General features: G+C 68.6%; 22 protein-coding genes. 11 read left to right on the top strand and 11 right to left on the bottom strand.

Translation table 11 applies throughout. From position 1 onward, the window contains the following. Positions 1 to 194: 194 nt before the first annotated feature. Together ACYVGI_RS16535 and ACYVGI_RS16540 are read right to left on the bottom strand one after the other, a co-directional pair. The gene (locus ACYVGI_RS16535) at positions 195 to 416 is read right to left on the bottom strand and encodes an acyl-CoA carboxylase epsilon subunit (protein WP_460633679.1); all 222 of its coding nucleotides are present in this window, start codon (positions 414 to 416) and stop codon (positions 195 to 197) included. After that, positions 413 to 2026, bottom strand: coding sequence for an acyl-CoA carboxylase subunit beta (locus ACYVGI_RS16540; protein ID WP_460633680.1), 1614 nt, complete (start codon positions 2024 to 2026; stop codon positions 413 to 415). The genes ACYVGI_RS16535 and ACYVGI_RS16540 overlap by 4 nt, the downstream gene beginning before the upstream one ends. Positions 2027 to 2102: 76 nt before the next feature. Between ACYVGI_RS16540 and ACYVGI_RS16545 the strand changes: the two genes are divergently transcribed. Both ACYVGI_RS16545 and ACYVGI_RS16550 read left to right on the top strand, forming a co-directional pair. Next, positions 2103 to 2864, top strand: coding sequence for a biotin--[acetyl-CoA-carboxylase] ligase (locus tag ACYVGI_RS16545; protein ID WP_460633681.1), 762 nt, complete (start codon positions 2103 to 2105; stop codon positions 2862 to 2864). 6 nt (positions 2865 to 2870) lie between these two features. After that, positions 2871 to 3425 carry a PH domain-containing protein gene (locus ACYVGI_RS16550; protein ID WP_460633682.1) on the top strand — a complete coding sequence of 185 codons (555 nt, stop codon included), beginning with the start codon at positions 2871 to 2873 and terminating at the stop codon, positions 3423 to 3425. Here the strand turns inward: ACYVGI_RS16550 and ACYVGI_RS16555 are convergent. Next, on the bottom strand, positions 3387 to 3944 hold the full coding sequence (locus tag ACYVGI_RS16555; protein WP_460633683.1) for a GtrA family protein: 558 nt from the start codon (positions 3942 to 3944) through the stop codon (positions 3387 to 3389). The genes ACYVGI_RS16550 and ACYVGI_RS16555 overlap by 39 nt on opposite strands. 118 nt (positions 3945 to 4062) lie before the next feature. On the opposite strand from ACYVGI_RS16555, the gene ACYVGI_RS16560 reads away from it, so the two are divergent. The 4 genes from ACYVGI_RS16560 to ACYVGI_RS16575 all read left to right on the top strand — a co-directional run bounded on the left by ACYVGI_RS16560 (position 4063) and on the right by ACYVGI_RS16575 (position 8475). Beyond that, positions 4063 to 5202: a 5-(carboxyamino)imidazole ribonucleotide synthase gene (locus ACYVGI_RS16560; RefSeq protein WP_460633684.1), complete on the top strand. Its 1140-nt coding sequence runs from the start codon at positions 4063 to 4065 to the stop codon at positions 5200 to 5202. Positions 5203 to 5250: 48 nt separating this feature from the next. After that, positions 5251 to 5766, top strand: a complete 516-nt coding sequence (gene purE / locus ACYVGI_RS16565; RefSeq protein WP_460633685.1) for a 5-(carboxyamino)imidazole ribonucleotide mutase — start codon at positions 5251 to 5253, stop codon at positions 5764 to 5766. After that, complete coding sequence (locus ACYVGI_RS16570) at positions 5763 to 7121, top strand: LCP family protein (protein WP_460633686.1); 1359 nt, start codon at positions 5763 to 5765, stop codon at positions 7119 to 7121. Before purE ends, ACYVGI_RS16570 begins: the two co-directional genes overlap by 4 nt. A 91-nt stretch (positions 7122 to 7212) precedes the next feature. Then, a complete protein-coding gene (locus ACYVGI_RS16575) occupies positions 7213 to 8475 on the top strand; it encodes an acyltransferase family protein (RefSeq protein WP_460633687.1) in 1263 nt (420 codons plus the stop codon). Here ACYVGI_RS16575 and ACYVGI_RS16580 read toward each other — a convergent pair. From ACYVGI_RS16580 to rfbB, 4 genes are read right to left on the bottom strand one after another with little or no spacing between them, the layout of a single operon-like run. Then, positions 8452 to 9660, bottom strand: coding sequence for an acyltransferase family protein (locus tag ACYVGI_RS16580; RefSeq protein ID WP_460633688.1), 1209 nt, complete (start codon positions 9658 to 9660; stop codon positions 8452 to 8454). The genes ACYVGI_RS16575 and ACYVGI_RS16580 overlap by 24 nt on opposite strands. Before the next feature lie 57 nt (positions 9661 to 9717). Continuing rightward, complete coding sequence (locus tag ACYVGI_RS16585; RefSeq protein WP_460633689.1) at positions 9718 to 10863, bottom strand: glycosyltransferase family 4 protein; 1146 nt, start codon at positions 10861 to 10863, stop codon at positions 9718 to 9720. Beyond that, a complete protein-coding gene (gene rfbD, locus ACYVGI_RS16590; protein WP_460633690.1) occupies positions 10838 to 11713 on the bottom strand; it encodes a dTDP-4-dehydrorhamnose reductase in 876 nt (291 codons plus the stop codon). Before rfbD ends, ACYVGI_RS16585 begins: the two co-directional genes overlap by 26 nt. Further along, on the bottom strand, positions 11713 to 12702 hold the full coding sequence (rfbB, locus tag ACYVGI_RS16595; protein ID WP_460633691.1) for a dTDP-glucose 4,6-dehydratase: 990 nt from the start codon (positions 12700 to 12702) through the stop codon (positions 11713 to 11715). Before rfbB ends, rfbD begins: the two co-directional genes overlap by 1 nt. A 161-nt stretch (positions 12703 to 12863) precedes the next feature. Here rfbB and ACYVGI_RS16600 point away from each other — a divergent pair, with 161 nt between their 5' ends. The 5 genes from ACYVGI_RS16600 to ACYVGI_RS16620 all read left to right on the top strand — a co-directional run bounded on the left by ACYVGI_RS16600 (position 12864) and on the right by ACYVGI_RS16620 (position 21053). Continuing rightward, positions 12864 to 14717 carry a cell wall-binding repeat-containing protein gene (locus tag ACYVGI_RS16600; RefSeq protein ID WP_460633692.1) on the top strand — a complete coding sequence of 618 codons (1854 nt, stop codon included), beginning with the start codon at positions 12864 to 12866 and terminating at the stop codon, positions 14715 to 14717. A gap of 9 nt (positions 14718 to 14726) precedes the next feature. Next, the gene (locus ACYVGI_RS16605) at positions 14727 to 15338 is read left to right on the top strand and encodes a dTDP-4-dehydrorhamnose 3,5-epimerase family protein (protein WP_460633693.1); all 612 of its coding nucleotides are present in this window, start codon (positions 14727 to 14729) and stop codon (positions 15336 to 15338) included. A 3-nt stretch (positions 15339 to 15341) separates the two neighbouring features. After that, positions 15342 to 16211, top strand: a complete 870-nt coding sequence (rfbA, locus tag ACYVGI_RS16610) for a glucose-1-phosphate thymidylyltransferase RfbA (RefSeq protein ID WP_460633694.1) — start codon at positions 15342 to 15344, stop codon at positions 16209 to 16211. Between the two features lie 172 nt (positions 16212 to 16383). Beyond that, positions 16384 to 18753 carry a cell wall-binding repeat-containing protein gene (locus ACYVGI_RS16615; protein WP_460633695.1) on the top strand — a complete coding sequence of 790 codons (2370 nt, stop codon included), beginning with the start codon at positions 16384 to 16386 and terminating at the stop codon, positions 18751 to 18753. Positions 18754 to 18917: 164 nt separating this feature from the next. Next, positions 18918 to 21053, top strand: coding sequence for a cell wall-binding repeat-containing protein (locus tag ACYVGI_RS16620; protein ID WP_460633696.1), 2136 nt, complete (start codon positions 18918 to 18920; stop codon positions 21051 to 21053). A gap of 67 nt (positions 21054 to 21120) precedes the next feature. Here the strand turns inward: ACYVGI_RS16620 and ACYVGI_RS16625 are convergent, their stop codons facing one another. Genes ACYVGI_RS16625 through ACYVGI_RS16640 form a run of 4 tightly spaced genes read right to left on the bottom strand, consistent with a single transcriptional unit; the run spans position 21121 to position 24950 of the window. Next, positions 21121 to 21930, bottom strand: coding sequence for a hypothetical protein (locus tag ACYVGI_RS16625; protein ID WP_460633697.1), 810 nt, complete (start codon positions 21928 to 21930; stop codon positions 21121 to 21123). Continuing rightward, on the bottom strand, positions 21915 to 22757 hold the full coding sequence (locus ACYVGI_RS16630) for a glycosyltransferase family 2 protein (protein WP_460633698.1): 843 nt from the start codon (positions 22755 to 22757) through the stop codon (positions 21915 to 21917). Before ACYVGI_RS16630 ends, ACYVGI_RS16625 begins: the two co-directional genes overlap by 16 nt. Before the next feature lie 34 nt (positions 22758 to 22791). After that, on the bottom strand, positions 22792 to 24051 hold the full coding sequence (locus tag ACYVGI_RS16635; protein ID WP_460633699.1) for an ABC transporter ATP-binding protein: 1260 nt from the start codon (positions 24049 to 24051) through the stop codon (positions 22792 to 22794). Between the two features lie 2 nt (positions 24052 to 24053). Then, a complete protein-coding gene (locus ACYVGI_RS16640) occupies positions 24054 to 24950 on the bottom strand; it encodes an ABC transporter permease (protein WP_460633700.1) in 897 nt (298 codons plus the stop codon). Positions 24951 to 24984 lie beyond the last annotated feature (34 nt).

The following is a 24984-nucleotide window of genomic DNA, read 5'->3' on the forward strand; positions in this document are numbered from 1 at the left end:
TAGTCGGCGAGTGATTGGCGGTGTGACTCACGAGGAGAGACACCTAGCACTATCTATAGTGCCGATCACGCCACAAGATAAAAAGTCGTCATTTTGGAGGACATGGGGGACAATCCGTCCCTGGCCGCTCTCCGACCCGGCGAAAAGCGGCTTGTCCCGCACTCGGGGGCCGCTGATCGTGGGGTACACGCCGGTCAGCCGTTGAACGACCGCCACGCTCCGACACCGGGCGCGAGCGGCGTGCGCAGCGCGCGCTGGCTTCTGGCCCAGGCGTCAGGGCCGGTCGCGGGGCGCGCATCCCGTGCTGCCGCCTCCGCCTCGGCCAGGGCGGCCGTGAGCACCGCGGTCACGGCGGCCACCTCCTCCGGCGTCACGCCGCGCGTGACGATCCGGATGTTCTCGGCGTCGGAGGTCACAGCGGGATGTTCCCGTGCTTCTTCGGCGGCATCGACGCACGCTTGGTGCGCAGCGCCCGCAGAGCCTTGATGACCGAGACGCGCGTCGCAGCGGGCTCGATCACGCCGTCCAGCTCTCCGCGCTCTGCGGCGAGGAACGGGCTGGCGACGTTGTACGTGTACTCGTTGGCGAGCTTCGTGCGGACGGCGGCGACGTCCTCGCCTGCCTCCTCCGCGCGCTTGATCTCGCCGCGGTACAGGATGTTCACGGCGCCCTGACCGCCCATGACGGCGATCTCGGCGGTCGGCCACGCCAGGTTGATGTCGGCGCCGAGCTGCTTCGAGCCCATGACGATGTATGCGCCGCCGTACGCCTTGCGGGTGATGATCGTCACCAGGGGAACGGTGGCCTCCGCGTACGCGTAGAGCAGCTTCGCCCCTCGGCGGATCACGCCGGTCCACTCCTGGTCGGTGCCGGGAAGGTATCCGGGAACATCCACCAGCGTGAGGATCGGGATGCTGAACGCGTCGCAGAAGCGCACGAACCTCGATGCCTTCTCGCCCGCGTCGATGTTGAGGGTTCCGGCCATCGCGCTCGGCTGGTTGGCCACGATGCCGACCGAGTGGCCCTCCACCCGTGCGAAGCCGATCACGATGTTCGGCGCGAACAGCGGCTGGATCTCCAGGAACTCTCCGTCGTCGACGACCCCCTCGATGATCGACTTCACGTCGTACGGCTGGTTGGGGGAGTCCGGGATGATCGTGTTGAGCTTGCGGTCCGCATCCGTCAGCTCCAGCTCCGGCTCAGCGCCGAACACCGGCAGCTCCGCCAGGTTGTTCTGCGGCAGGTAGCTGAGCAGGGTGCGGGCGTAGTCGAGCGCGTCCTCTTCGTCGCTCGCGAGGTAGTGCGAGACGCCGGAGATCTTGTTGTGGGTGAGCGCTCCGCCGAGCTCCTCGAAGCCGACGTCCTCACCGGTGACCGTCTTGATCACGTCGGGGCCGGTCACGAACATGTGGCTCGACTTGTCGACCATGATGACGAAGTCGGTGAGCGCCGGCGAGTACACGGCGCCGCCCGCTGCGGGGCCCATGACGATCGAGATCTGCGGGATGACACCGGATGCCGCGGTGTTCCGGCGGAAGATCTCGCCGTACTTGCCGAGTGCGACCACGCCCTCCTGGATGCGCGCTCCGCCGGAGTCGAGGATGCCGATCATCGGCACACCGGTCTTGAGGGCGTGATCCATCACCTTGATGATCTTCTCGCCTGCGACCTCGCCGAGCGAGCCGCCGAAGATGGTGAAGTCCTGGCTGAACACGGCCACGTTGCGTCCGTGGATGGTGCCGACGCCGGTGACGACAGCGTCGCCGTACGGCCGCTTGTTCTCCATGCCGAAGGCGTGGGTGCGGTGGCGGACGAACTCGTCGAACTCCACGAACGAGCCCTGGTCGAGGAGCAGGTCGATGCGCTCGCGCGCCGTGAGCTTGCCTTTGGCGTGCTGCTTCTCGATGGCCGACTGGCCGCTCGCCGTCACAGCCTCGTGGAAGCGCTCCCTGAGGTCGGCGAGCTTGCCCGCTGTGGTGTGGAGATCGGCAGTCTGTCCAGGTTCTGTGTCGGTCACGCCGTTCACTCTACCTGCCACCAGAAGGGCGGTGCCGTTGAGGATTCCCTACAAATTCCTCACCCGGCGCTGGCAGACTGGAGCAATGGAGCTCCGCCGCAGTCGCGCAATCGTCCCCGTGATCGATGTCCTGCCGGAGGCAGGGTCGACCAACGACGTCGTCGTCGCTCGGGCGGCCGAGCTGCCTGACCTCGCGGTCGTCCTCACCGACAACCAGACGGGAGGCCGTGGGCGCCTGGGCCGGGTGTGGGTCTCGCCTCCCGGCAAGGCCATCGCGGTGTCCGTGCTCATCAAGCCCGCCGACCTCCCCGTCGAATCGTTCGGCTGGTTCCCGCTGATCGCCGGGCTGGCGATGAGCAGGGCGCTGAATCCGCTGGTGCCCGGCGAGGTCGAGGTCAAGTGGCCGAACGACGTGCTGATCGACGGGAACAAGGTCTGCGGCATTCTCACCGAACTGCTGCCCGACCTCTCCGGCCTCGTCATCGGCTCCGGCGTCAATCTGACCCTCACGCGCGAGGAACTGCCGACCGACATCTCTACCTCGCTGCTGGTGGCCGGAGCGGACGACATCGACGTGGATACGGTGCTCTCCTCCTACCTCACCCAGCTCACCACCCTCTACCGCGAGTTCCAGACGGCGGGAGGCGACCCCGTAACGAGTGCCATCCGCGACGAGGTGGCGGAGGCGTGCCACACCATCGGCCGCAGTGTCAGGGTGCTGCTGCCCGCTGGCGACGACCTGCTCGGAACGGCCGTCGGGATCGACGAGGACGGCCGCCTGCTGGTCGAGTCGGATGCCGGGATCACGGCTGTCGCGGCCGGTGACGTCACGCACCTGCGGTATTAATTGACCATGAGCAACACGCCCAACGATTCCGGAGCGCAGTCCGCGCCTCCCGAACGCATCGTGGCGCGTCTGCGCTCCAACGCGAGAGCCATGTTCTGGCCGAGCATCGTCCTGATCGCCGCCTGCGGCGCCCTCGGCTACTTCGCAGGGCGATTCGACGAGGTGTGGGAGATCGTGCTGCTGTGGTCGGCCGCCGCCGCCGTCATCCTGCTGCTGTTCCTGCTCCCGCTCGCCTCGTGGCTGAGCAGGAGGTACACGATCACGACCAGGCGGATCATCCTGCGCCACGGGTTCTTCGTGCGGGTGCGCCAGGAACTGCTGCACAGCCGCGGCTACGACGTCACCGTCAAGCGCAACTGGCTGCAGAGTGCGTTCCGGTCGGGGGATGTGCGCATCAACTCCGGCTTGGAGCGCCCTGTCGTGCTCAAGGACGTTCCGAAGGCCGACACCGTGCAGCGCGCGCTGAACGACCTGATGGAGCACGCGCAGACCGTCGTCGCCGTGCGCAGGCAGCAGTCCGAGTCAGTCCCGGACGAGACCACCGTCTGGGGATCCAGGTAGCGTCGTCGCCGGCAGGGCCGCGGACGCGAGCACGGACTCCTTCGTCGCCTGAACCCCGGTCGCTCGATCGCCGCGGTGCGGGGAGAACACCCACCAGCGGTAGAACGCGAACCGGAACACCGTGCCGAGCGCGAGGCCGACGACGTTGTTGGCGATGTTGTCCGACAGACGGCTGTCGAAGCCGAGCACGAAACGCGACACGTACACGCAGAGCACCGGGATGACGAGCCCGCAGATGCTCACGATCAGGAACTCGACGCCCTCGCGTGCGACATTCGCTCTGCGCTCCTTCGCGAACGCCCAATAGCGGTTGCCGACGTAGTTGGTGGCGATGGCCACGGCGTTGGCGATCACGGTCGCGATCAGGGCGCCCCAGTGCGAGGCGGACATCGGTGTGAGCAGCAGAGCATTGAACACGGCGAGGTTCACGAGAACGCCGACGGCGCCGACCGCGCCGAACTTCGCCAGTTGCGGAAGGAGCCGCGACTGCCGGGTTTCCGGCTGTTTCTCGATCGTCATACGTCCTACCCGATGTGCGCGAAGATAGATGAGGGCGCTCGCGAGCATACGCGCGATCGATATCCCCAGTCTGGGAGTTGCCCCCGTCCACCCTGAAGAGTATCGAGGAGAACATCCGATGGCCAAGAACACGGTCGGCGTGATCGGCGGAGGGCAGCTCGCCCGCATGATGGTCCCGCCCGCGGTCGAGCTCGGAATCGACATCCGCGTCCTCGAGGAGGCGGAGGGCATGAGCGCAGAGATCGCCGCGACCGGCGTCGGAGACTACCGCGACCTCGACACCGTCCTCGCCTTCGCTGAGACCGTGGATGTGGTCACCTTCGACCACGAGCACGTCCCGCCGGCGATCCTCCGCGAGCTGGTGGCGCGCGGCATCGAGGTGCATCCGGGGCCGGACGCACTGCTCTACGCGCAGGACAAGCTGCAGATGCGCGCCAAGCTCAGCGAGCTGGGACTGCCCGTGCCGGACTGGGCGGCTGTCGAGTCCGCCGACGAGCTGGGGGCGTTCCTCGCCGACCACGGCGGCCGTGCGGTGGTCAAGACGGCGCGCGGCGGCTACGACGGCAAGGGCGTCCGCGTCGTCACAGAGGCGGCCGGGGCGGACGACTGGTTCCTCGCTCTCGCCGAGGACGGCAGGGGAGGGGCGCTCCTCGTCGAGGAGCTGGTCTCGTTCAGCAGGGAGCTGGCGCAGCTCGTCGCACGCAGGCCGTCCGGAGAGATGGCCGTCTGGCCGGTGGTGGAGACTGTGCAGCGCGACGGCGTCTGCGCGGAGGTGATCGCACCTGCTCCCGGTTCCACCGGTCGCGCGGCAGAGCTCGCAGCGGACATCGCCAGGACGATCGCGGACGGGCTCGGCGTGACGGGCGTGCTCGCCGTCGAGCTGTTCGAGACGACGGACGGCCGCATCCTGGTCAACGAGCTGGCGATGCGGCCGCACAACAGCGGGCACTGGTCCATCGAGGGTGCGGTCACCAGCCAGTTCGAGCAGCACCTGCGCGCGGTGCTCGACCTGCCGCTCGGGTCGACGGCCACGCGCGACGACTGGTCGGTGATGATCAACATCCTGGGCGGTCCGGCGGAGGGCTCCCTGCAGGACAGGTACCCCGCCGCGTTCGCCGCGCATCCGGCAGCCAAGTTCCACGGTTACGGCAAAGACCCGCGCCCCGGCCGCAAGGTCGGCCACGTCACCGTCGGCGGCGACGACCTCGACGACGTCGTGTACCAGGCGAGAGCCGCAGCCGCCTTCTTCACGGACTGACGTCGCGCGGGGCGTGCCGCGCCTGCGGCCGGGCGGAGCGCATCTAGCATGGTGGTCATGCCCGCAGCCTCCACCAGCCCGCTCGTCTCCGTGGTGATGGGGTCGGACTCCGATTGGTCGGTGATGCAGGATGCGTCACGACTGCTCGCCGAGTTCGGCGTCGACCACGAGGTCGAGGTCGTCTCCGCCCACCGCACGCCGGAGAAGATGATCGACTTCGGCAAGCGCGCCGCTTCTCGCGGGGTGAAGGTGATCATCGCCGGCGCCGGTGGCGCCGCCCACCTGCCGGGGATGCTCGCGGCCGTCACGACGCTGCCCGTCGTCGGCGTGCCCGTGCCGCTCGCCAGGCTCGACGGTCTGGACTCGCTGCTCTCGATCGTGCAGATGCCGGCCGGCGTGCCCGTGGCGACCGTGTCGATCGGGGGAGCACGGAACGCCGGGCTCCTGGCCGTGAAGATCCTCGCGACCTCGGACGCCGCGCTGCAGACGGCGCTCGAGACGTTCGCCGCCGACCTCGAGGCCAGCGTCGAAGAGAAGAACCGGGCCCTCCAAGCGAGACTATGAGCATCGCGACCCCGCTGCGACACCCGGATGTGTCGTCCGCTCCGATCATGACGAAGCGGGCGTGGTGGCTCGTCGGCCTGAACGTGCTCCTTCCCGGCTCCGCCCAGATCGTCGCGGGAAGCAAGAAGCTCGGCCGCGTCGGCATCATCGCCACCCTGCTGCTCTGGCTGCTGGCGATCGTCACGCTCGTCGTCTACCTGATCTCGCCGTCGTCGATCTACACGCTGTTCACCCAGACGGGCGGACTGCTCGTGCTGCAGATCCTGCTGGTCGCGTATGCGGTGCTGTGGATCGTCCTCACCCTCGACACCCTGCGCCTGGTTCGGCTCGTCAAGGCGAAGCCGAACGCGCGGGGCTGGATCGCGGCGTTCTCCGTGGTCGTGCTGGTCGGGCTCACCTGCACGGCGGGGTACGCCTCTGTCGTCGCCGGTTCGGCGCGCGGCGCCCTCGGCAACATCTTCTCGGCGGGCCCGTCGCAGCCGCCCGTCAACGGCCGGTACAACATCATGCTGCTCGGCGGCGACGCAGGCCCCGACCGCGACGGGCTGCGCCCTGACAGCATGTCCGTGGTCAGCATCGATGCGAACACCGGGCAGGCGGTCACGATCGGCCTCCCGCGCGACCTCGACCCTGTTCCCTTCTCCGCGAAGTCGCCGCTGCGCACCATCTACCCGGACGGCTACGGCTATGAGGACCGCTGCGACGTGGACGTCTGCCAGCTCAACTCGATCTACACGGAGGTCGAGCTCTACAAGCCGGAGCTCTACCCGAACGCCAAGAAGAACAACAGCGAGCCGGGCATCGAGGCGATGCGGGATGCGCTGGAGGGGGCGACCGGCCTGACCATCCAGTACTACGTCCTGATCGACATGCAGGGCTTCTCCGACCTGGTCGACGCACTGGGCGGCGTCGACATCAACGTGACCGAACGCGTCCCGATCGGCGGCGACGAGAACCTCAACGGCGTCGCGGAGTGGATCGAGCCGGGGATGCACCACATGAACGGCTACTACGCGCAGTGGTACGCCAGGGCGCGGCACGGATCGAGCGACTACGACCGCATGGCCAGGCAGCGTCAGCTCCAGGATGCGATCCTCAAGCAGGTGAACCCCGTCAACGTCGTCAGCAAGTTCCAGGACATCGCTGCCGCGGGCGCTCAGGTGATGAAGACCGACATCCCGCAGTCGATGCTCGGCTACTTCGTCGACCTGGGGATGAAGACCAAGTCCCTCCCGGTGAAGCAGCTCGAGCTGGTGCCCCCGACGATCGACCCGCAGAACCCCGACTACGCGCAGATCCACGGTCTCGTGACGCAGGCTCTCGCCCCTACCACTCCGACGCCGTCCGGCAAATAGGCGCCCGCGCGCTCTCAGGTGACCCCTAAAGAGGTCACAGAAACCCCTGAGGCGCAACGGGTAGCGTGTCACGCCTATGTCGAGTACTGGTGTGAATGTGACGAAAAAGACGAGCGAACGACTGGCTTCCCTCGACGGTCTTCGAGGGGCGGCGGCACTGATCGTGCTGCTGCATCACGCCATGTACACCAACCCGAACTTCCCCGGCACGCCAGGCTCCGGGGTCGCCCCGACCGGCTCGCCGATGTGGTGGATCAGCTACACGCCGCTGAAACTCTTCACAGCGGGCTGGGAGTCCGTGATCGTGTTCTTCGTGCTCTCCGGCCTCGTCGTCACTCTCCCGGTCGTCCGCAGGCGCGGCTTCGACTGGATCGCATACTTCCCGCGCCGCGCCGTGCGGCTCATGGTGCCGGTGATGGCCTCCGTGCTGCTCGCAGCGGGGTTCGTCGCAGCCATCCCGCAGGTCACCACGCAGCCCAAGGGCACCTGGCTCAGCGACTCGTCGACGCCGAACTTCGGTTGGGAGTACATCGTCAAGGCCTGGGATCTGCTCGGTGGAGACGGCCAGATCAACAACCCGCTCTGGTCGCTGCGCTGGGAGCTCATCTTCTCGCTCGCCCTCCCTGTCTTCGCCATCGCCGCCATCGCGGTGCGCCGCTGGTGGCTGGGCGGCCTCGCCGCCGCCGTGCTGCTCACCTGGCTCGGCGTCCGCACGGACGCCGGCGCGCTGTCCTACCTTCCCGCCTTCTTCGTCGGTGCTGTGATCGCCGTCCGGCTGGACTCGGTGCGCATCTTCGCCGAGCGGATGAACGCACGTCGCATCCGGCACATCGCGTGGGCGGGGATGACGGTCGGCAGCGGTGCGCTGATGATCGCGCCGTGGCTGTTCGGCCCCGGCGTCGCCGACCTGCCGGAGCTCGTCGCCGTGCTCAAGGGCCTGATGCCGCTCGCAGCAGCGGGCCTCGTGGTCGCTGCCATCGGCTGGAGGCCGCTGCGCGCACTGTTCGAGTCGCGCCCGCTGCAGTTCGCGGGGACCATCTCGTTCAGCCTGTACCTGGTGCACGTGCCGATCCTGATCTTCAGCACCTACCTGTTCGCCGGACAGGCCTGGTATGTGCCCCTGCTGTTCGCGATCCCCGTCGCCACGCTGGTGGCGGTCGGCTTCACCTGGCTGATCGAGAAGCGCAGCCACGGCTGGTCGCGTGCGGTCGGCTCCTGGGCGTCCGGTCGCTACAGCGCCTGGTTCGGGCCGGAGGAGGCGACGACGCAGGAGAAGGCGACCGAGACGGGCTCCGCGGGCACAGCGTCCGCGGACAACACCGCTGCGGAGTCAGGCGCGCGCGTCGGGCGCTAGTTCGCGCTTCTCCGCCTGGGCAGGGATAGCCTTCGCGTCGTCTCCGCCACGAGTGGCGAAGGCGTGCGCGACCACGGCTCCGGTGAGCTTCGACAGCGTGTGCGAGCGCTTCTCGACCAGCCAGTAGAACCCGGCAGCCACGGCGATGGCCGTCACCACCGCGAGCACGGCGACCGCCGGAAGCGACAGCGTCGGGAACAGGTAGTAGAACGTGATGATGATCGGCACGTGCACCAGGTACAGGCTGAACGAGACCGTGCCGGCCCAGCGCAGCGGCCCGGCGGACAGCAGCCAGGCCAGCGGCGCCCACTCCAGGCAGCAGATCAGGATGAGGAGCGCCGCGATGGGCTGGAAGCCCGCGAGGAACATGGCCGGGATCGGGGTCAGCGCCGGGAACAGCCAGGTGCCGATGAGCAGCATCGCCGCCGCCACGAGGACGACCGCCCAGACCACGTGCCCGAGTCGCCACGACGAGATGGTCTCGCCCAGCTTCCGGATGCGCGGGAACAGCGCGGCCGCGAGCGCGCCGACGAAGAATGCGGGCAGGTAGCGGAAACTCTGCGCCTGCGAATCGATCCCGAAGAACGTCGATACGACGACGAGCGCCAGCACGAGCGGCCAGAACCGCTTGAGCGCCACCGCGAGCCCGACGAACAGCGCCAGCGCCATCGAGAACGCCATCTCCCAGAAGATGGACCACAGCGGGTTGTTGAGCGAGACATCCGTCATCAGCGGGTCGATGTTGACGAGGAACCGCTCGATGCTCAGGGGATGCACGCTCGTCGAGGCGACCCACGCACTCGTTCCGAACCGCGGGATCTGCGGCACGAGCAGTGCGAGCCCAGCCGCGAACACGAGCGAGCAGAGCACGGGGAGCCCGATGCGCACCACGCGCCGCGGGAAGTACGCCATCCAGTCGAACTCCCGCGGACGGAGCACGGGCAGGCTCAGCACGAAACCGCTGAGCACGAAGAAGATGATGACCGCCTCCGGCCCCGCGGTCAGCAGTTTCAGCGGCGAGTGGCTGAACCACCACGCGACCGAGCCCTCGGCCGGGAGGTCGCCTCCCATGTACGTGGCCGCGAACGGCTGGTACAGCAGGCTCACGTGGTGCGCGACCACGATCAGCGCGGCGACGCCACGGAGACCGTCGAGGGACGTGAGGCGACGCGGGGAGGAAGACATGACCGGGACAGGATAGCAATCGGCGGCTGAGCGGGCTCTCTGAGCGCGCCGCTGCGCCTACAGGTCGGCGTGGAGCTGCCAGACCCGCTCGGCGGAGTCGCGCCAACTGAACGCGCGGGCGCGGTCGGCGGCCAGGATGCCGAGTCTCGTGCGCAGTTCGGCGTCGTCGAGCACCCGGCCGATGGCGGCGGCGAGCCGCTCGGAGTACGCGGGGTCGTGCGGGGTCTCCGGCCGCTCGACCACGAGGCCGGCTCCGGCGGCGACCTCCACGAGGGCTGGGTCGTCGGAGTGGATGACCGGCAGGCCGAACTTGAACGCCTCGACGATCGGCAGGCCGAAGCCCTCCGCGAGGCTCGGGAAGACGAAGACCGTCGCGCGGTCGAGGGCGACGGCGAGGTCGGCGTCGTCGAGGTGGCCGAGCGCGCGCACCCGATCCTCCGGGAGCCCGGCGGCGGCAGCCACACCCGTCGCCGAGCCGTCGCCGAACCTGTCCGGCCCGGCGATGATGAGCGGGATGTCCTGGGCGTCCGGCAGGGCGACCGCCCGGATGAGCGGCGCGATGCCCTTGCGCGGCATGATCGAGCCGAGGGTGAGCGCATACCGCTCCGGGAGGCCGAGCCGCTCTGCGCGGGCGTCCGCATCCGCCGGTAGCCGGAGCGTGGTGGCCGGCGCGCCGCCGATCACGCGCACCCGGTCGCCGAAGTCGATGAACTCGCCGAGCTGATCGGCGATCGCGTGCGTCGGAACGACGATGGCGTCCGCGTGCTTCCGCGCGCGCTTGGCCATCGCTTTGTGCCAGAGGGCGTTCGCGGAGCCGAGCGACTCCGGATGCAGCCACGGCAGCACATCGTGGATGGTCACGGCGATCTGGTCGCCGTCGTTCACCCTGTCGTGCTTCCGCAGCGGTGCCAGAAGGCTGGGTGCGTGCACCATTCCGGACACCCCGCCGAGCTTGAGGCCGGACTGCCACGCCATGACGAGCTCACGCCTGCCCATCGGCAGCTTGGTGATCGCGGCGATGCCTGGCAGGCGCATCCGGAGGTCGTCGAGGACCTCGTCGGGGACGTTCGGGACGATGCCCTCCACCTGGCAGCCGGCCGGCGCCGTGGCGATGAGCTGCCTGGTCAGCTCCTCCGTGTATCTGCGCGCGCCTCCCGGAGCGTCGCCGATGAGCTCATCAACGACCACTCTCAGGGTTGTCATGCTGCTCCAGAACTCCGTGTCGCGCTGCGTCCGCCAGTGCTTCATCCCATGCACGCATAGGTTCGAGGCCGGCAGCGCGCCATGCCTCGTGACCGAGCACCGAGTACGAGGGCCGAGGTGCGGGGCGGACGAACGCGGAGCTGTCGGTCGGTGTGACCCTATCAGGGTTCAAACCGGCCTCGCTGAACACCGCCTTCGCGAAGCCGAACCAGCTCGTCTCGCCCGCGTTCGTGCCGTGGTAGACGCCAGCCGGGGCGTCGGCGTCGAGCAGTGCGACGATCTGCGCTGCGAGGTCGACGGTCCAGGTCGGCTGGCCGAGCTGGTCCTCCACGACGCTCACGGTCTCGTGGCTGCCGGCCAGCTTCACCATGGTCTTGGCGAAGTTCGCACCACCGGCCCCGTAAAGCCACGCGGTGCGCACGACGTACGTCCCATCAGGATGCGCGGCCAGTGCCAGCTCCTCGCCGGCGGCCTTCGTGCGGCCGTACGCGTTGATCGGGTCGCGCGGGGCGTCCTCGGCGTACGGCGCGGTGCCGTTGCCGTCGAACACGTAGTCGGTCGAGACGGTGACGAGCGTGGCGCCGTGCTGCTTCGCCGCGATGGCGAGGTTCTCCGGGCCCGTCGCGTTGATCGCGTACGCCTCGTCCTCGTGCGTCTCCGCGTTGTCGACGTTGGTGTACGCGGCCGCGTTGATGACCACGTCGTGTCCCGCGACAGCGGCGAGCACCGCATCCCGGTCGGCGACGTCGAGGTCGGCGCGACGCAGCGCGGTGACCTCGCGCCCGGCGAGGGCGGCCTGCAGGTCGAGGCCGAGCTGGCCGGCCGCTCCCGTGATGAGGTAGCGCGTCATCAGTTGTCCAGCGCGGCGCGGGCCTTGAGGGGCTCCCACCAACTGCGGTTGTCGCGGTACCACTGCACCACGTCGGCGAGACCCTGCTGGAACGGCACCTGCGGCTCGTAGCCGAGCTCGGCGCGGATCTTGGAGATGTCGACCGAGTACCGCAGGTCGTGGCCGAGACGGTCGGCCACGCGGTCGACGTACGACCAGTCTTTGCCCGTCGCGTCGAGCAGCAACTGGGTGAGCTCCTTGTTGGTGAGCTCTGTGCCGCCGCCGATGTTGTAGATCTCGCCGGCGCGGCCGTTCACGAGCACCATCGCGATGCCGCGCGTGTGGTCGTCCACGTGCAGCCAGTCGCGGATGTTGTTGCCCTCGCCGTACAGCGGGACGTGCTTGTCGTCGATCAGGTTGGTGACGAACAGCGGGATGACCTTCTCGGGGAAGTGGTACGGCCCGTAGTTGTTCGAGCAGCGCGTGATCGACACGTTGAGTCCGTGCGTGCGGTAGTAGCTGCGGGCGAGCAGATCGCTGCCCGCCTTGGACGCGGAGTACGGCGAGTTCGGCTCGAGCGGGCGCTCCTCGTCCCACGAGCCTTCGGCGATGGAGCCGTAGACCTCGTCGGTGGAGACGTGGACGAAGCGCTTGACGTCATTGCGGAGCGCAGCGTCGAGGAGCTGCTGCGTGCCGAGCACGTTGGTCTCGACGAAGATGGATGCGTCGCGCACCGAGCGGTCGACGTGCGACTCCGCCGCGAAGTGCACCACGGCGTCGATGTCGGGGAACAGCTCGTCGAGCAGGCCGCCGTTGCGGATGTCGCCCTTGATGAAGGTGTAGCGCGGAGAGTCGGCGACGGGCGCGAGGTTCTCGAGGTTGCCGGAGTACGTCAGTGCGTCGAGCACCACGACCTCAGCGCCTTCGAGGCCGGGGTACGCATCCTGCAGCGTGCGCCGGACGAAGTTGGAGCCGATGAAACCGGCGCCGCCGGTGACGAGAATTTTCATGGAAGTTACGACCTGCCTCACGGATTCTGGACTGCCGCAGAGATTCTACCTGCTCGCTTCCTGAGAGCCTTCATCGATAGGTATTGCGGATATTGCACGACTGCACGGTTCCGCTTAGGCTCGCGCTCGTGACTTACTCGGGGGAGCGCGCTGGTGCGCGAATGAAGTTATTCGGGATGATCGCGGCGGGGGCAACGGCGATCGCACTGCTGTCGGCGCCGCTGGCAGCGAACGCCGACACGGCCGACGACCAGAAGGCCGCGCAGTACTACGCACAGGTCCAGGCGGCTGCGGCGGGGACGGAGACGTCGCAGGAGGCCGAGCAGCAGAACATCGTCGACGGGATCGGCGAATTCCAGACGGCGGGCACCGCCGACGCTGTGCCGTCGAAGTTCGTCGCGGGCAACCTGGCCAGCGACGCGGTGTTCTACCAAGGCAACGCGTGGAGCGCTCCGACCATCCAGTCGTTCCTGAACACCAAGGGCTCCGGCTGCACCACCACGGCGGCTCCGGGGTGCCTCAAGAACTACAAGCAGACCACCCCCACCAAGGCGGCCGACCCCATGTGCGCGGCATACACCGGCGCTGCGGGGGAGACGGCGGCAGCCATCATCGCGAAGGTCGGCGTCGCGTGCGGCATCAACCCGGTCGTGCTCCTCACCATGATCCAGAAGGAGCAGGGTCTCGTCTCCACGAGCGCCCCGACCCAGTGGATGTACGACCACGCGACGGGGTGGAACTGTCCGGACACCGCCATCGGCTGCAGCACCAGCGCAACCTCGACCGGCTTCTTCAACCAGGTCTACGGCGCGGCCTGGCAGTTCAAGCGCTACGCCAACCCGGCCGGCACGAGCAACTACTTCACCTGGATCCCGGTCGGCAAGGTCAAGGCCGTCCAGTACAACCTCGATGCGTCCTGCGGCACCAAGCAGGTCGCGATCTTCAACAAGGCGACCGCCGCTCTGTATTACTACACGCCGTACACGCCGAACGACGCATCGCTCGCCAGCTACCCGGGTGAGGGCGACGCCTGCTCCGCCTACGGCATCCGCAACTTCTGGATGCTGTTCAACGCCTGGTACGGATCGTCCACGGCCGGCTCCGTCCCCGCAATGGCACGGCTCTCCGGTGGCGACAGGTTCGAGACGTCCGCGGCGATCTCGCGCGCTGCGTATCCGGCGCCGGGCACGGGCGTGGCGTCGGCGTACATCGCCAGCGGCATGAACTTCCCCGACGCGCTCGCCGCCGCCCCGGCCGCGGCGAAGCTCGGCGGCCCGCTGCTGCTCGTGCAGACCACGGCCGTTCCCGCCCCGATCATGACGGAGCTGCGCAGGCTCAAGCCCGCGACGATCTACGTTGCAGGCGGCGTCGCCTCGGTGGCCGACGGTGTGCTCGCGCAGCTCAGGACCGTCACGCCGGCGGTCAAGCGCGTCGCGGACTACGACCGCTTCGCCACCGCGAGAGCCATCGCGAACCAGGCGTTCGGGTCAGGCGTCGACACCGCATACGTCACCTCCGGCATGAACTTCCCCGATGCGCTCTCCGCTGGCGGTGCGGCCGGTGCGCAGGGCAAGCCGGTGCTGCTGGTGAACGGTGCGCTCGGCGCCCCCGACAGCCTGACGGTCGCGGAGCTGCGCTCGCTCAAGGTCACGAAGGTCAACGTGGTCGGCGGCCCCGCCAGCGTCTCGGTCGGCTTCGCCAACGGGCTGCAACAGGCGGGCTTCACGGTGACCAGGCTCGCGGGAAGCGACCGGTTCGCGACGAGCGTCGCCGTCAATGCCGCTGCGTTCCCCGGTGCGACGTCGACGGCCCTGCTCGCCTCGGGAGCCGCGTTCCCCGACGCGCTCTCCGGCGCGGCGTACGCCGCGACGGCGAAGAGCCCGCTCCAGGTCACCCCGCAGGGGTGTGTGTACCCGCAGGCGGCGGAGCAGACCCTCAGAGCCCCGACGTACAAGCTCCTCGGCGGCACGACGGCGCTCAGCGATCTCGTGGGGAAGCTCAGCGTCTGCCAGTAGACTCCTCGGGTGCAGATTCGCGAATTGAGTATTCCTGACGCTTACGAGATCACTCCGAAGCAGCACGCGGACGACCGCGGACTGTTCCTCGAGTGGTACCGGTTCGACCGTCTGGAGGAGGCCGTCGGCCACTCGCTGAACCTCCGCCAGGGCAACACCTCTGTCTCGAAGCGCGGTTCGGTGCGTGGCATCCACTTCGCCGACATCCCGGTCGGGCAGGCCAAGTACGTCACGGCCACCCACGGCGCCGTGCTCGACTTCGCCATCGACATCCGGGTGGGCTCCCCGACATACGGTCAGTGGGACACGGTGCTGCTCGACGACAAGGACCGCAAGGCGATCTACGTCTCCGAGGCCCTCGGGCACTGCTTCGTCGCCCTGACCGACGACGCGACCGTCAGCTACCTGGTGACGGACGTCTACAACCCCACCAGGGAGCACGGGATCAACCCGCTCGACGCCGAGATCGGGCTCCGCTTCCCCGAGGAGGCCGGCGAGCTGCTGCTCTCCCCGAAAGACACCGAGGCCCCCGGCCTCGCCGAGGCCGCAGCGGCCGGGCTGCTCCCCACCTGGGAGGCCGCCCGCGCGTTCTACGCCTCGCTCGACAACGGAGGTAACTGACCGATGCGCGGAATCATCCTGGCCGGCGGCTCCGGCACGCGCCTGTGGCCGATCACCAAGGGCATCTCGAAGCAGTTGATGCCGATCTACGACAAGCCGATGATCTACTACCCGCTGTCCACGCTGATGATGGCGGGGATCAACGAGATCCTGATCATCACGACGCCGGAGTACAACCAGCAGTTCAAGGCGCTGCTCGGCGACGGCTCCGAGCTCGGCATCCGCCTCGAGTACGCGGTGCAGCCGTCCCCGGACGGCCTCGCTCAGGCGTTCATCATCGGCGAGGAGTTCATCGGCGATCAGTCGGTCGCGCTGGTGCTCGGCGACAACATCTTCCACGGCGCCGGCCTCGGTTCCTCGCTGCGCAACCACAGCGAGATCGACGGCGCGCTGATCTTCGCGTACCACGTGAGCAACCCGACCGCGTACGGCGTCGTCGAGTTCGACGAGACGTTCACCGCCGTCTCCATCGAGGAGAAGCCGGTCAAGCCGAAGAGCAACTACGCCGTTCCCGGCCTCTACTTCTACGACAACTCCGTCGTGGAGATCGCCAAGACGATCGAGCCGAGCGCGCGAGGCGAGCTCGAGATCTCGACGGTCAACGAGCGCTACCTGGATGCGGGAACCCTGCAGGTGCAGGTGCTCGACCGCGGAACGGCGTGGCTCGACACCGGGACATTCGAGTCGATGATGCAGGCGTCGGAGTACGTGCGCGTCATCGAGGACCGGCAGGGCTTCAAAGTGGGCTGCATCGAGGAGATCGCCTGGCGCGCCGGGTGGATCGACGACGACCAGCTCGCAACGCTCGCCGCCCCGCTGGTGAAGAGCGGGTACGGGCGCTACCTCAACGGGCTGCTGGCCGTCGAGGCCTGAGCGCCCCGCGCATCCACTGCTGACGAAGCTCCCGCCGTGCGACGGCGGGAGCTTCGTCGTTTCGTCGGCGTGGCGAGCAGGCGCTGAACAGTTCCGCGTCGAATAGGGTGGCTGTGGCGCCCGACCGCGCTGTCTACCGGCTCGCCCGGCACACCGGCTACGAGGAGCAGCAATGTCCAACCTCCGTATGGGTACGGCGATCGTCGCCGCCGTCAGTGCGATCGTCGCCCTGGGGATCGCGGGTCCCGCCATCGCCGCTCCCGCTCCCGGAGCGGCCGCGAACAGCGTCAGGCGGGCTGCCGATCCTGCGCCATCAACCCCGCCGGCCGCGACGCCGCCAGCCGCGACGCCGAAGAGGATGGGCGACTACGCCCCCGAACAGTTCACCGCCGCCGCGCAGCAGCTTCCCGCCGACCTGACCGACGCCGTCGCACGCGACCTCGGGCTGACGCCCGAGCAGTATCTGAGCGACGCAGCGGCCGCCACGGACGCAGCCGGCGTCGTCACGTCGCTCAAAAAGGACGGCGTCGACGTCGTCGCCTCACGTATCGACGGCACGGAGCTGCACGTCACCGTCGCGTCCCAGGCGGACGTCGCGCCGGCGGAAGCGACAGGGGCGACGGTGACGGTCGGCACGGCGGCGCCCGCTCCGAGCGGCCTGACCCTGAACGCCGCAGCCTCTCCGCTGCTCGGCGGGACGGCCTGGGGATACCTCACCAACGCCAATACGGGCGAAGGGGAGCGCTGCTCGATCGGCTTCAACGGCACGAACGCCGCCAATCAGCCGCAGTTCGTGACCGCCGGTCACTGCATCCAGAGCACTCCGCAGTCGTCGATCATGCAGATCGTGCAGAGCAGGCCGAGCGACCCCGCGGCCCAGTTCGGAGCGTCGATCGGCGCACCGCTGGCGGGAAGCTTCCGCTTCGGCGGCGGGTTCGACTCGGGGATCGTCTCGGTGACCAGCACGGGATTCGCGCCGCAGCCGGCCATCTCCACCTGGGGCGGAGCGCAGGGAGCGCCGACGGCCAGCTCGCTCGCTATCAAGGGCGACACAACGGCCGTCGTCGGCGCAGCGATGTGCAAGTCCGGGTCGAGCAGCGGCTGGACCTGCGGCAAGATCCTCTACGTCGACGACCTCGTCAACGTCGACGACCAGCAGGTCAACGAGATCATCAGCGACGCGTGCGTGCTGAAGGGCGACAGCGGTGGTTCCGCGGTCGTCGGCGCATACGCCCTCGGCGTCACGAGCGCCAGCTCGCAGTCGACCACCTGCGGCTCCGGCCAGCTCGGCGCGTTCTTCCCGCTGCGCTCGGCCACGCCCAACAGTGTCGCGGCGCAGCAGCCTGGCTGGAAGCTCTCGGTGACCGTCGCCGCGCCCGTCCCCACGGTGCACAACGGGTCGACCGTCTTCGCGCCCGGCTCCTTCACCGGGACCGTCGCCGGCGGCAACGCACAGACGACCGTGTCCGTCTACTACGACGGGCGCACGGACGCCTCCGGCGCGAACGCCACGGCGACGGTGTCCTCGGCCGGAGCGTGGAGCGTCCCGCTGCCGACGACGCCGGGGAAGCACACGTACCGCCTCGTCTCCCGCTGGGGAACCAGCTCCGCCGCGACGACCACGGGTTCGATCACGACCGTCGCGAAGCCCGCGGTCGCCCGGCTCTCCGGCAGCGACCGGTTCGACACGGCCGTGCAGATCTCGAGGGCCGCGTTCCCCGGCACGGCGGCGACCGTCGTCGTCGCCTCCGGGGTCGACTTCCCTGACGCGCTGTCCGCCGCCCCCGCCGCCGTCAAGCTCGGCGGCCCGCTGCTGCTCACGATGCCCGGCGGTCTTCCCGCATCCATCGCCGCGGAGATCGCCAGGCTCAAGCCGAAGGACATCATCGTGGTCGGCGGCGTCAACGCCGTTTCTCCCGCCGTGGCCACCGCTCTCGGCCGGTATGGGAAGGTGACGCGTCTGGCGGGAGGCGACCGCTACGAGACGTCCAGGCTGGTCACGTCGTACGCGTTCGGGTCCGCGAAGCGCGTCTACATCGCCACGGGCACCTCGTTCCCCGACGCGCTCTCCGCCGGTGCCGCGGCCGGTTCGTTCGCCAACCCGGTGGTCCTGATGCCCGGATACGCGACCGGCGTGGATGCGGCGACCTCGGCGCTCATCACCACGCTCGGCGCCACCTCGATCGCCGTGGTCGGCGGCCCGGTCAGCGTCTCCAACGCACTCGCCGCCTCCCTCGGCCGCCTCGCCCCTGTCACGCGACTGGGCGGCAGCGACCGCTTCGAGACGGCCCAGGTGGTCAACACGAACGCGTTCGCCAGCGATCCAGCGCTGTTCGTCGCCTCCGGCGTCACCTTCCCCGATGCCCTTGCCGGCTCGGCGCTCGCCGGGGCGAAGGGCGCGCCGCTCTACGTCGTGCCCAATGGGTGCGTCGCCCAGAGCACGGTCGCGGAGGTCGGTCGCCTCGGCGCGACGGCCTTGACCGTGCTCGGTGGGACCTCGGCGCTCTCGGCGGGCATCTCGTCGCTGAGCGTGTGCCCCTGAGACCGACGCGGTAGTGGCGGCGTTCGGCGTGTCCGATCACCCCCGAACAGGGTTCGTCAAAACTGAGGCAAATTCAATAAACGAGCGTTACACGCACAATACGTGCAATTCTTTTGCGTCGGAGGGCACGAACGCTGCGTATCCTGGCTAGGCTCGACGATGTGTTGACCCGCCAGACTCGCGCACGCCTTCTCGCAGCGCTCATGACGACCATCGCCGTGACGCTCGGAGGCGCCATTCTCGGCGCGCCGGCACAGGCCCAGGAGGCGGCGTCCGCATCCACTGCCGCGTTCCCTCCCGCGTCCCGCGCCGCCGTCGAGAGCGTCCTCGGTCCGGTGAAGACCGCCGTCGGCTCAGACTTCCAGCCCGGCTACATCATCAGCGACTACAACTTCTACAACGGCTCTGCGCTCGACGCCGGCACCATCCAGAGCTTCCTCAACTCCCAGGTCACCTCCTGCCGCGCCGGATACACCTGCCTGAAGGACTATCGCCAGAACACATACAGCAGGGCGGGGGATGCGCTCTGCGCGGCGTACACGGGCGGCGCCAACGAGACGGCGGCGACGATCATCGCCAAGGTCGGGGCGGCCTGCGGCATCAGCCAGAAGGTGATCCTCGTGCTCCTGCAGAAGGAGCAGAGCCTCGTCACCGACGACTGGCCGACAACAGGCCAGTACAACAAGGCCACCGGCTACGCCTGCCCGGACACCTCCGCGTGCGACACCCAGTACTACGGCTTCTACAACCAGGTCTACATGGCGGCGTGGCAGTTCAAGCGCTACGGCAACCCGCCGGGCACGAGCAACTCGTTCACATGGTTCCCTGTCGGCCAGGTCAGTGCCATCCGCTGGAGCCCCATCGCCTCGTGCGGTGCAGGCAACGTGTTCATCCAGAACGCGGCGACCGCTGCGCTCTACTACTACACGCCGTACCAGCCGAACGCCGCAGCGCTCGCCAACATGTACGGCACGGGAGACGGCTGCTCGGCCTACGGCAACCGCAACTTCTGGCGGCTGTACACAGACTGGTTCGGCCCGACCACGGCGGGCGCCGCTCCGATCGGCAATTACGAATCGGCGACGGTCGGCGGATCGACGTTCGCCATCGCCGGCTGGGCGATCGACCAGACGCTGATGCAGGCGGTCGTGAACGTGCAGATCACCTGGAACACCCCTTCCGGCGTCACGACGCAGACGGTCGCCGCCAACGGCAACCGGCCCGACGTCGGGAACGCCTATCCGTTCGCCGGTGCAAAGCACGGCTTCACCGCGAGCATCCCGCGCTCGGGCGACGGACAGTACTCCGCCTGCGTGACGGCCATCGCCACAGCGGGCAACAGCGCGGGCAACTCGGCCTTCGGCTGCCGCACGGTGCTGTTCTCCTCCGGCATCAACGGCAGCCCGTCGTCGAGCAGGGTGCAGGGCGCCGACCGCTTCGACACCTCGGTCGCCGTCTCCAAGGCGGCATACCCGACAGCGGGCGTGCCGGTGGTCTACATCGCCTCTGGCGCGAACTTCGCCGACGCCATCAGCGCAGGACCGGCCGCTGCAGCCCAGAAGGGCCCGCTGCTGCTCGCGAACGTCGGCTTCGTCCCCGCGTCCGTGCTGGCCGAGCTCAAGCGACTGTCTCCCGCGAAGATCGTGGTGGTCGGAGGGGCCGCGGCGATCGGCGACTCTGTCGTCGCGACGCTGAAGACCGTGCAGCAGAACACCGTCAGGATCGCGGGCTACGACCGCTTCGAGACCTCCAGGCAGCTCGCCGCGTACGCCTTCCCCGCCGCGACGGGCGCGTACTTCGCGTCCGGCGTGAACTTCCCGGATGCGCTCTCGGCGGCCGCGGCCGCCGGTGTCGCCGCCCAGCCCATGCTGCTCGTCACAGGCTCCGCGACGGTGGATGCGCCGACGGCGGCCTATCTCGCAGGGTCGAAGGTGAAGACGGCCACCATCATCGGCGGCCCGAGCGCCGTGGGCACAGGCTTCGAGACCTCCCTCCAGAGCAGGGGAGTCACGGCGACGAGAATCGGCGGAAGCGACAGGTTCGACACGAGCCACCTGATCAACGCGGCGAAGTTCCCCACCGCATCCACGGTCTACATCGCGGCGGGAACGACCTTCCCCGACGCGCTCTCCGGCTCGACCCTGGCAGGCGCGACCCGCGGCCCGCTGTTCGTGACGCCCGGCTGGTGCGTGCCCCGCTCGATCGGCAACGACATCGCCACGATGAAGGCGACCAAGGTCGTGTTCATCGGCGGCCCGTCCGTGCTGTCCGGGGATGCGACGGCGTTCAGGCCGTGCTGATGAGTGGTCCCGACTTGCCGTCCGCACACGTGTGCCCACGGCAATTCGGGACCACTCGTTGCGTGGGCTAGGCGGCGTCGTCGAGGTTGAGGTAGCGGTAGAACTCGGCTTTGAGCTCGGCTAGCGAATGGTGCTGGTTGGTCTCGTCGAGGACGAACTCGATCGGGGTGTCGACCTTGCGGAGACGCCAGCCGCGCTTGCGGGCGTAGCCGCACATCCACACGTCCTCGAGGAACGCGAAGTAGCGGGGAAGGTCGGTGAAGAACGACGGGTCTGCGACGATGTCGATGTCGCAGGCGCAGCCGCCCGTTCCGACATAGCTGACCCTGTCGCCCGGCTCGGCGGGGCGGCGTGCCCAGTAGTCGCCGTCCATGGTCCACGCCCAGAAGCCGGCGATGGTGTGCGGACCGGAGGCGGCGAGGAGGTCGGTGACGAGGTGGTCGCTGACGTCCTGGTCGTCGTCGAGCATCAGGAAGGCGCCGCGGTAGCCCTCCTGGTGCAGCGCGCGGGCGACGAAGAAGCGGCCGAGACCGCCGACGTTCACGCGGCTCGTGAACAGGCTCACCTCGGCCAGGGCGCCGTGCGGACGGTACGCGGCGATGTGCTCGCGGTAGTACGCGGCGTCGGCCGGGCGGTTGTTCCAGAACAGGAGGCGGATGCGGGTGTTCTGCTGCGCATCCAGTTGGGTGAGGATCGCGTCGATGCGCTCTCTGCGGTTCCAGAGGCAGACGATGATCGCGACCTCGCCGCCCGTGGCGGCGCCGACGAGACGCTTCGGCTGGAATCGCCCGGCGCGGTAGCAAGCCATCGCCCAGCGCCAGCGCGCGGCGGACACGGCCCGGCGCGCGAACGACGACGCACTCACCGCGAGACCCACCAGAGTCTGCCCCAGAGGCCGAAGCGGACGGCCAGGCGCAGCGGAGCGAAGTACCATCCGGCGTACTTGCGCGACAGGTAGCGGTACGCGCTGTCGTGGTGCGCCTTCTCCATCGTGTGCGCGTCGCGCGAGGTGGAGTGGGCCCCGGTGTGGGTGACCACGGCCTCCGGGATGTACATGTTGCGCCAGCCGGCCCTGCCGAGACGGGCGCCGAGGTCGACGTCCTCGAAGTACATGAAGTATCCGGGGTCGAAGCCGCCGAGCTCGCGGTACGCCTCCGCGCGCACCAGCACGCACGCGCCGGACAGCCAGCCGGCGGCGCGGCGGCTCTCCGTCTCCCGCTCGGCGCGGTAGCGCACCGTCCACGGGTTGGCGGGCCAGATGCGGCCGAAGAGCGCGTGGGCGACGCCGGTGCGCAGCGAGGGGAGGCGGCGGGCGGAGGGGTAGACGGTGCCGTCCGCATCCAGGATCTTGGGACCGAGGGAGCCTGCACCCGGAAGCTCGGCGGCCGCGGCAGCGAGCACGTCGATGGCACCCGGCTGGAAGATCACGTCCGGGTTGGCGACCAGGATGAGGTCGGGGTTCGACGTCGCGGCGTCGACGCCGGCCCGCACGCCGCCGCCGTAGCCCTCGTTCTCCGGCAGCTCCAGGAAGGTGTACCCGGCAGCGCGCACCAGCTCGCCGGTCTCCGCAGCGCCGTCCGACGCGTTGTCGACCACGATGACCTCTGCGACGCTCGACCCTGCCGACGGCAGCGACGACAGGAACGGGCGCATGGCCTCTGTCGAGTTGTACGTCACCGTGACGACGAGAACGGAAGGAGTCATGCGTGCTTTCTTGTGCGGCCTGCTGGCGGGATGGTCAGGAGGAGAGGTCGAGGACCTCCGGGACCGCGTGGATGACACCCACCGCGAGCGGGTAGTACGGCACGTCGAACGAGCACGCCTGCGGCATGTCGGAGAGGTGACGGCCGGCGCTGTCCATCAGCGACGCGTTCACGAAGTACTTGCCTGCGCCGAACTGCGCATCCTTCAGCACGATGGCGACCGTGCGACGCGCCCTGAGTCTCGACAGGTCGGCGCCGATGCGGGCGGTGGTGGTGCCGTAGACAGGCAGGCCCATCGTGTTGTCGATCTGGATGGCGCACATCCAGTCGTCGATGCCGGTGTCGTGCTCCAGAGTGACCTCGATGCGCACGTCGTCGCCAGGCTGCACGGGCTCGCCCGGCTCGCGGCCGACCGCGAACACGCGGGCGTCGACCACCCTGCCGTGCTCGGCGACGGAGCCGGGGTGCTTGTTCGCCTGCACGGCGGCCTCGGCCTCTGCCTCGACCACGCGGCGGTCTTCGAGGATGTTGCGGAACTCGGTGACCGCCTCTCCTGGGTCGCCGTCGAAGACGACGGCGCCGCGGTTGAGGAGCACCGCGCGGTCGGCGAGCTCGGTGACCTGGTTGAGGTTGTGCGTCACGAGGATGATCGTGCGCCCCTCCTCCTGGAACGAGCGGATCTTGTCGAGGCACTTGCGCTGGAACGCCTCGTCGCCGACCGCCAGCACCTCGTCGACCAGGAGCAGATCGGGGTCGGTGTGCACGGCGACGGCGAACGCCAGACGCACGTACATGCCGGACGAGTAGAACTTGACCTGCGTGTCGATGAAGTCGCCGATGCCGGAGAAGCTCAGGATCTCGTCGAACCTCTCCTCCGTCTGCTCCCGGCTGAGACCGAGGATGGAGGCGTTGAGGTAGACGTTCTCCCTGCCGGTGAGGTCGGGGTGGAACCCGGCGCCCAGCTCCAGCAGCGCGGCGATGCGGCCGCGGCGGGAGACGCTGCCGGAGGTCGGGTCGATGATGCCGCCGATGACCTTGAGCAGGGTGGACTTGCCGGAGCCGTTGTGGCCGATGAGGGCGACGGTCGTGCCGGCGCGCATCGTGATGCTGACGTCTTTGAGCGCCCAGAACTCCTCGCGGTGCTCGCGACCGCGGCCGAAGGCCACCAGGCGCTCCTTCAGCGAGTTGTCCTTGCGGATGACGAAGCGCTTGGAGACGTCCGTGACGCGCACGACCTCCGGGGCCTCGCCCCCTGCGCCCGTCGCGGTCCCGTTCTCGGTGAGATTGGTCGTCATCGTCACACCACCTGCGCGAAGTTGCCCTGCAGACGGGAGAACACCCGCTGGAAAACGAAGAGGAGGACGACGCCGATCACGAACGCGATGCCCATGCGCATCAGCAGCAGGTCCGGGTACTCGGCGACGCCCTGTCCGCCGACCCACATCGCCTTCTGGAACCCGAGCACCGCGAGAGTGATCGGGTTGTCCGTGTAGATGTCGAGCGCGAGCGAGTGTCCGAGCGCATCCCGGACCATGGTCCAGGAGTAGACGATCGGCGATGCCCAGAGCAGGAGCAGCAGCACGACCTCCACGAGGTACTGCACGTCGCGCAGATACACGTTGACCGCGGACAGCAGCAGGCCGAACGCCGTGCCGAACACCAGCAGCAGCAGCACAGACGGGATGAGGTACCACGTCTCCGCGTGCAGCGGCGGCTTGCCGATCACCAGGGTCGCGACCAGCAGGATCACGAACTGGATCAGGAAGTTGAAGATCGCGGAGCCGACGCTCGCCAGCGGGAAGATCTCGCGCGGCAGGTAGATCTTCTTGATCAGCCCGGAGTTGCCGACGATGGATGCGGTGGTCCCGCTGATGATCTCGGAGAACAGCGAGTAGACCGTCAGGCCAGTGAAGACGTAGATCGCGAAGTCCGGGATGTTCCTCGCGGCGCCGAGCACCTGGCCGATCACGATCGCGTAGATCAGGAGCTGCGTCAGCGGGCGCACCAGCGTCCAGACGAAGCCGAGCACGCTGTCTTTGTAGCGCGACTTGAGGTCGCGGCGGACGAGGAGGGAGAGGAGCTCGCGGTGACGGAAGATCTCGCGCAGCGAGTGCCACGATCCGGATTTGCTATCGCCTCCGACCGTCACCATCCGCTCTTGGGAGAGCGCAAGGTATCGATCCTGTGCAGTCATTCAGTCGTCAATCTGTGTCGGGGTGTTGTCGGCG

The organism is Leifsonia lichenia, assembly GCF_054780215.1.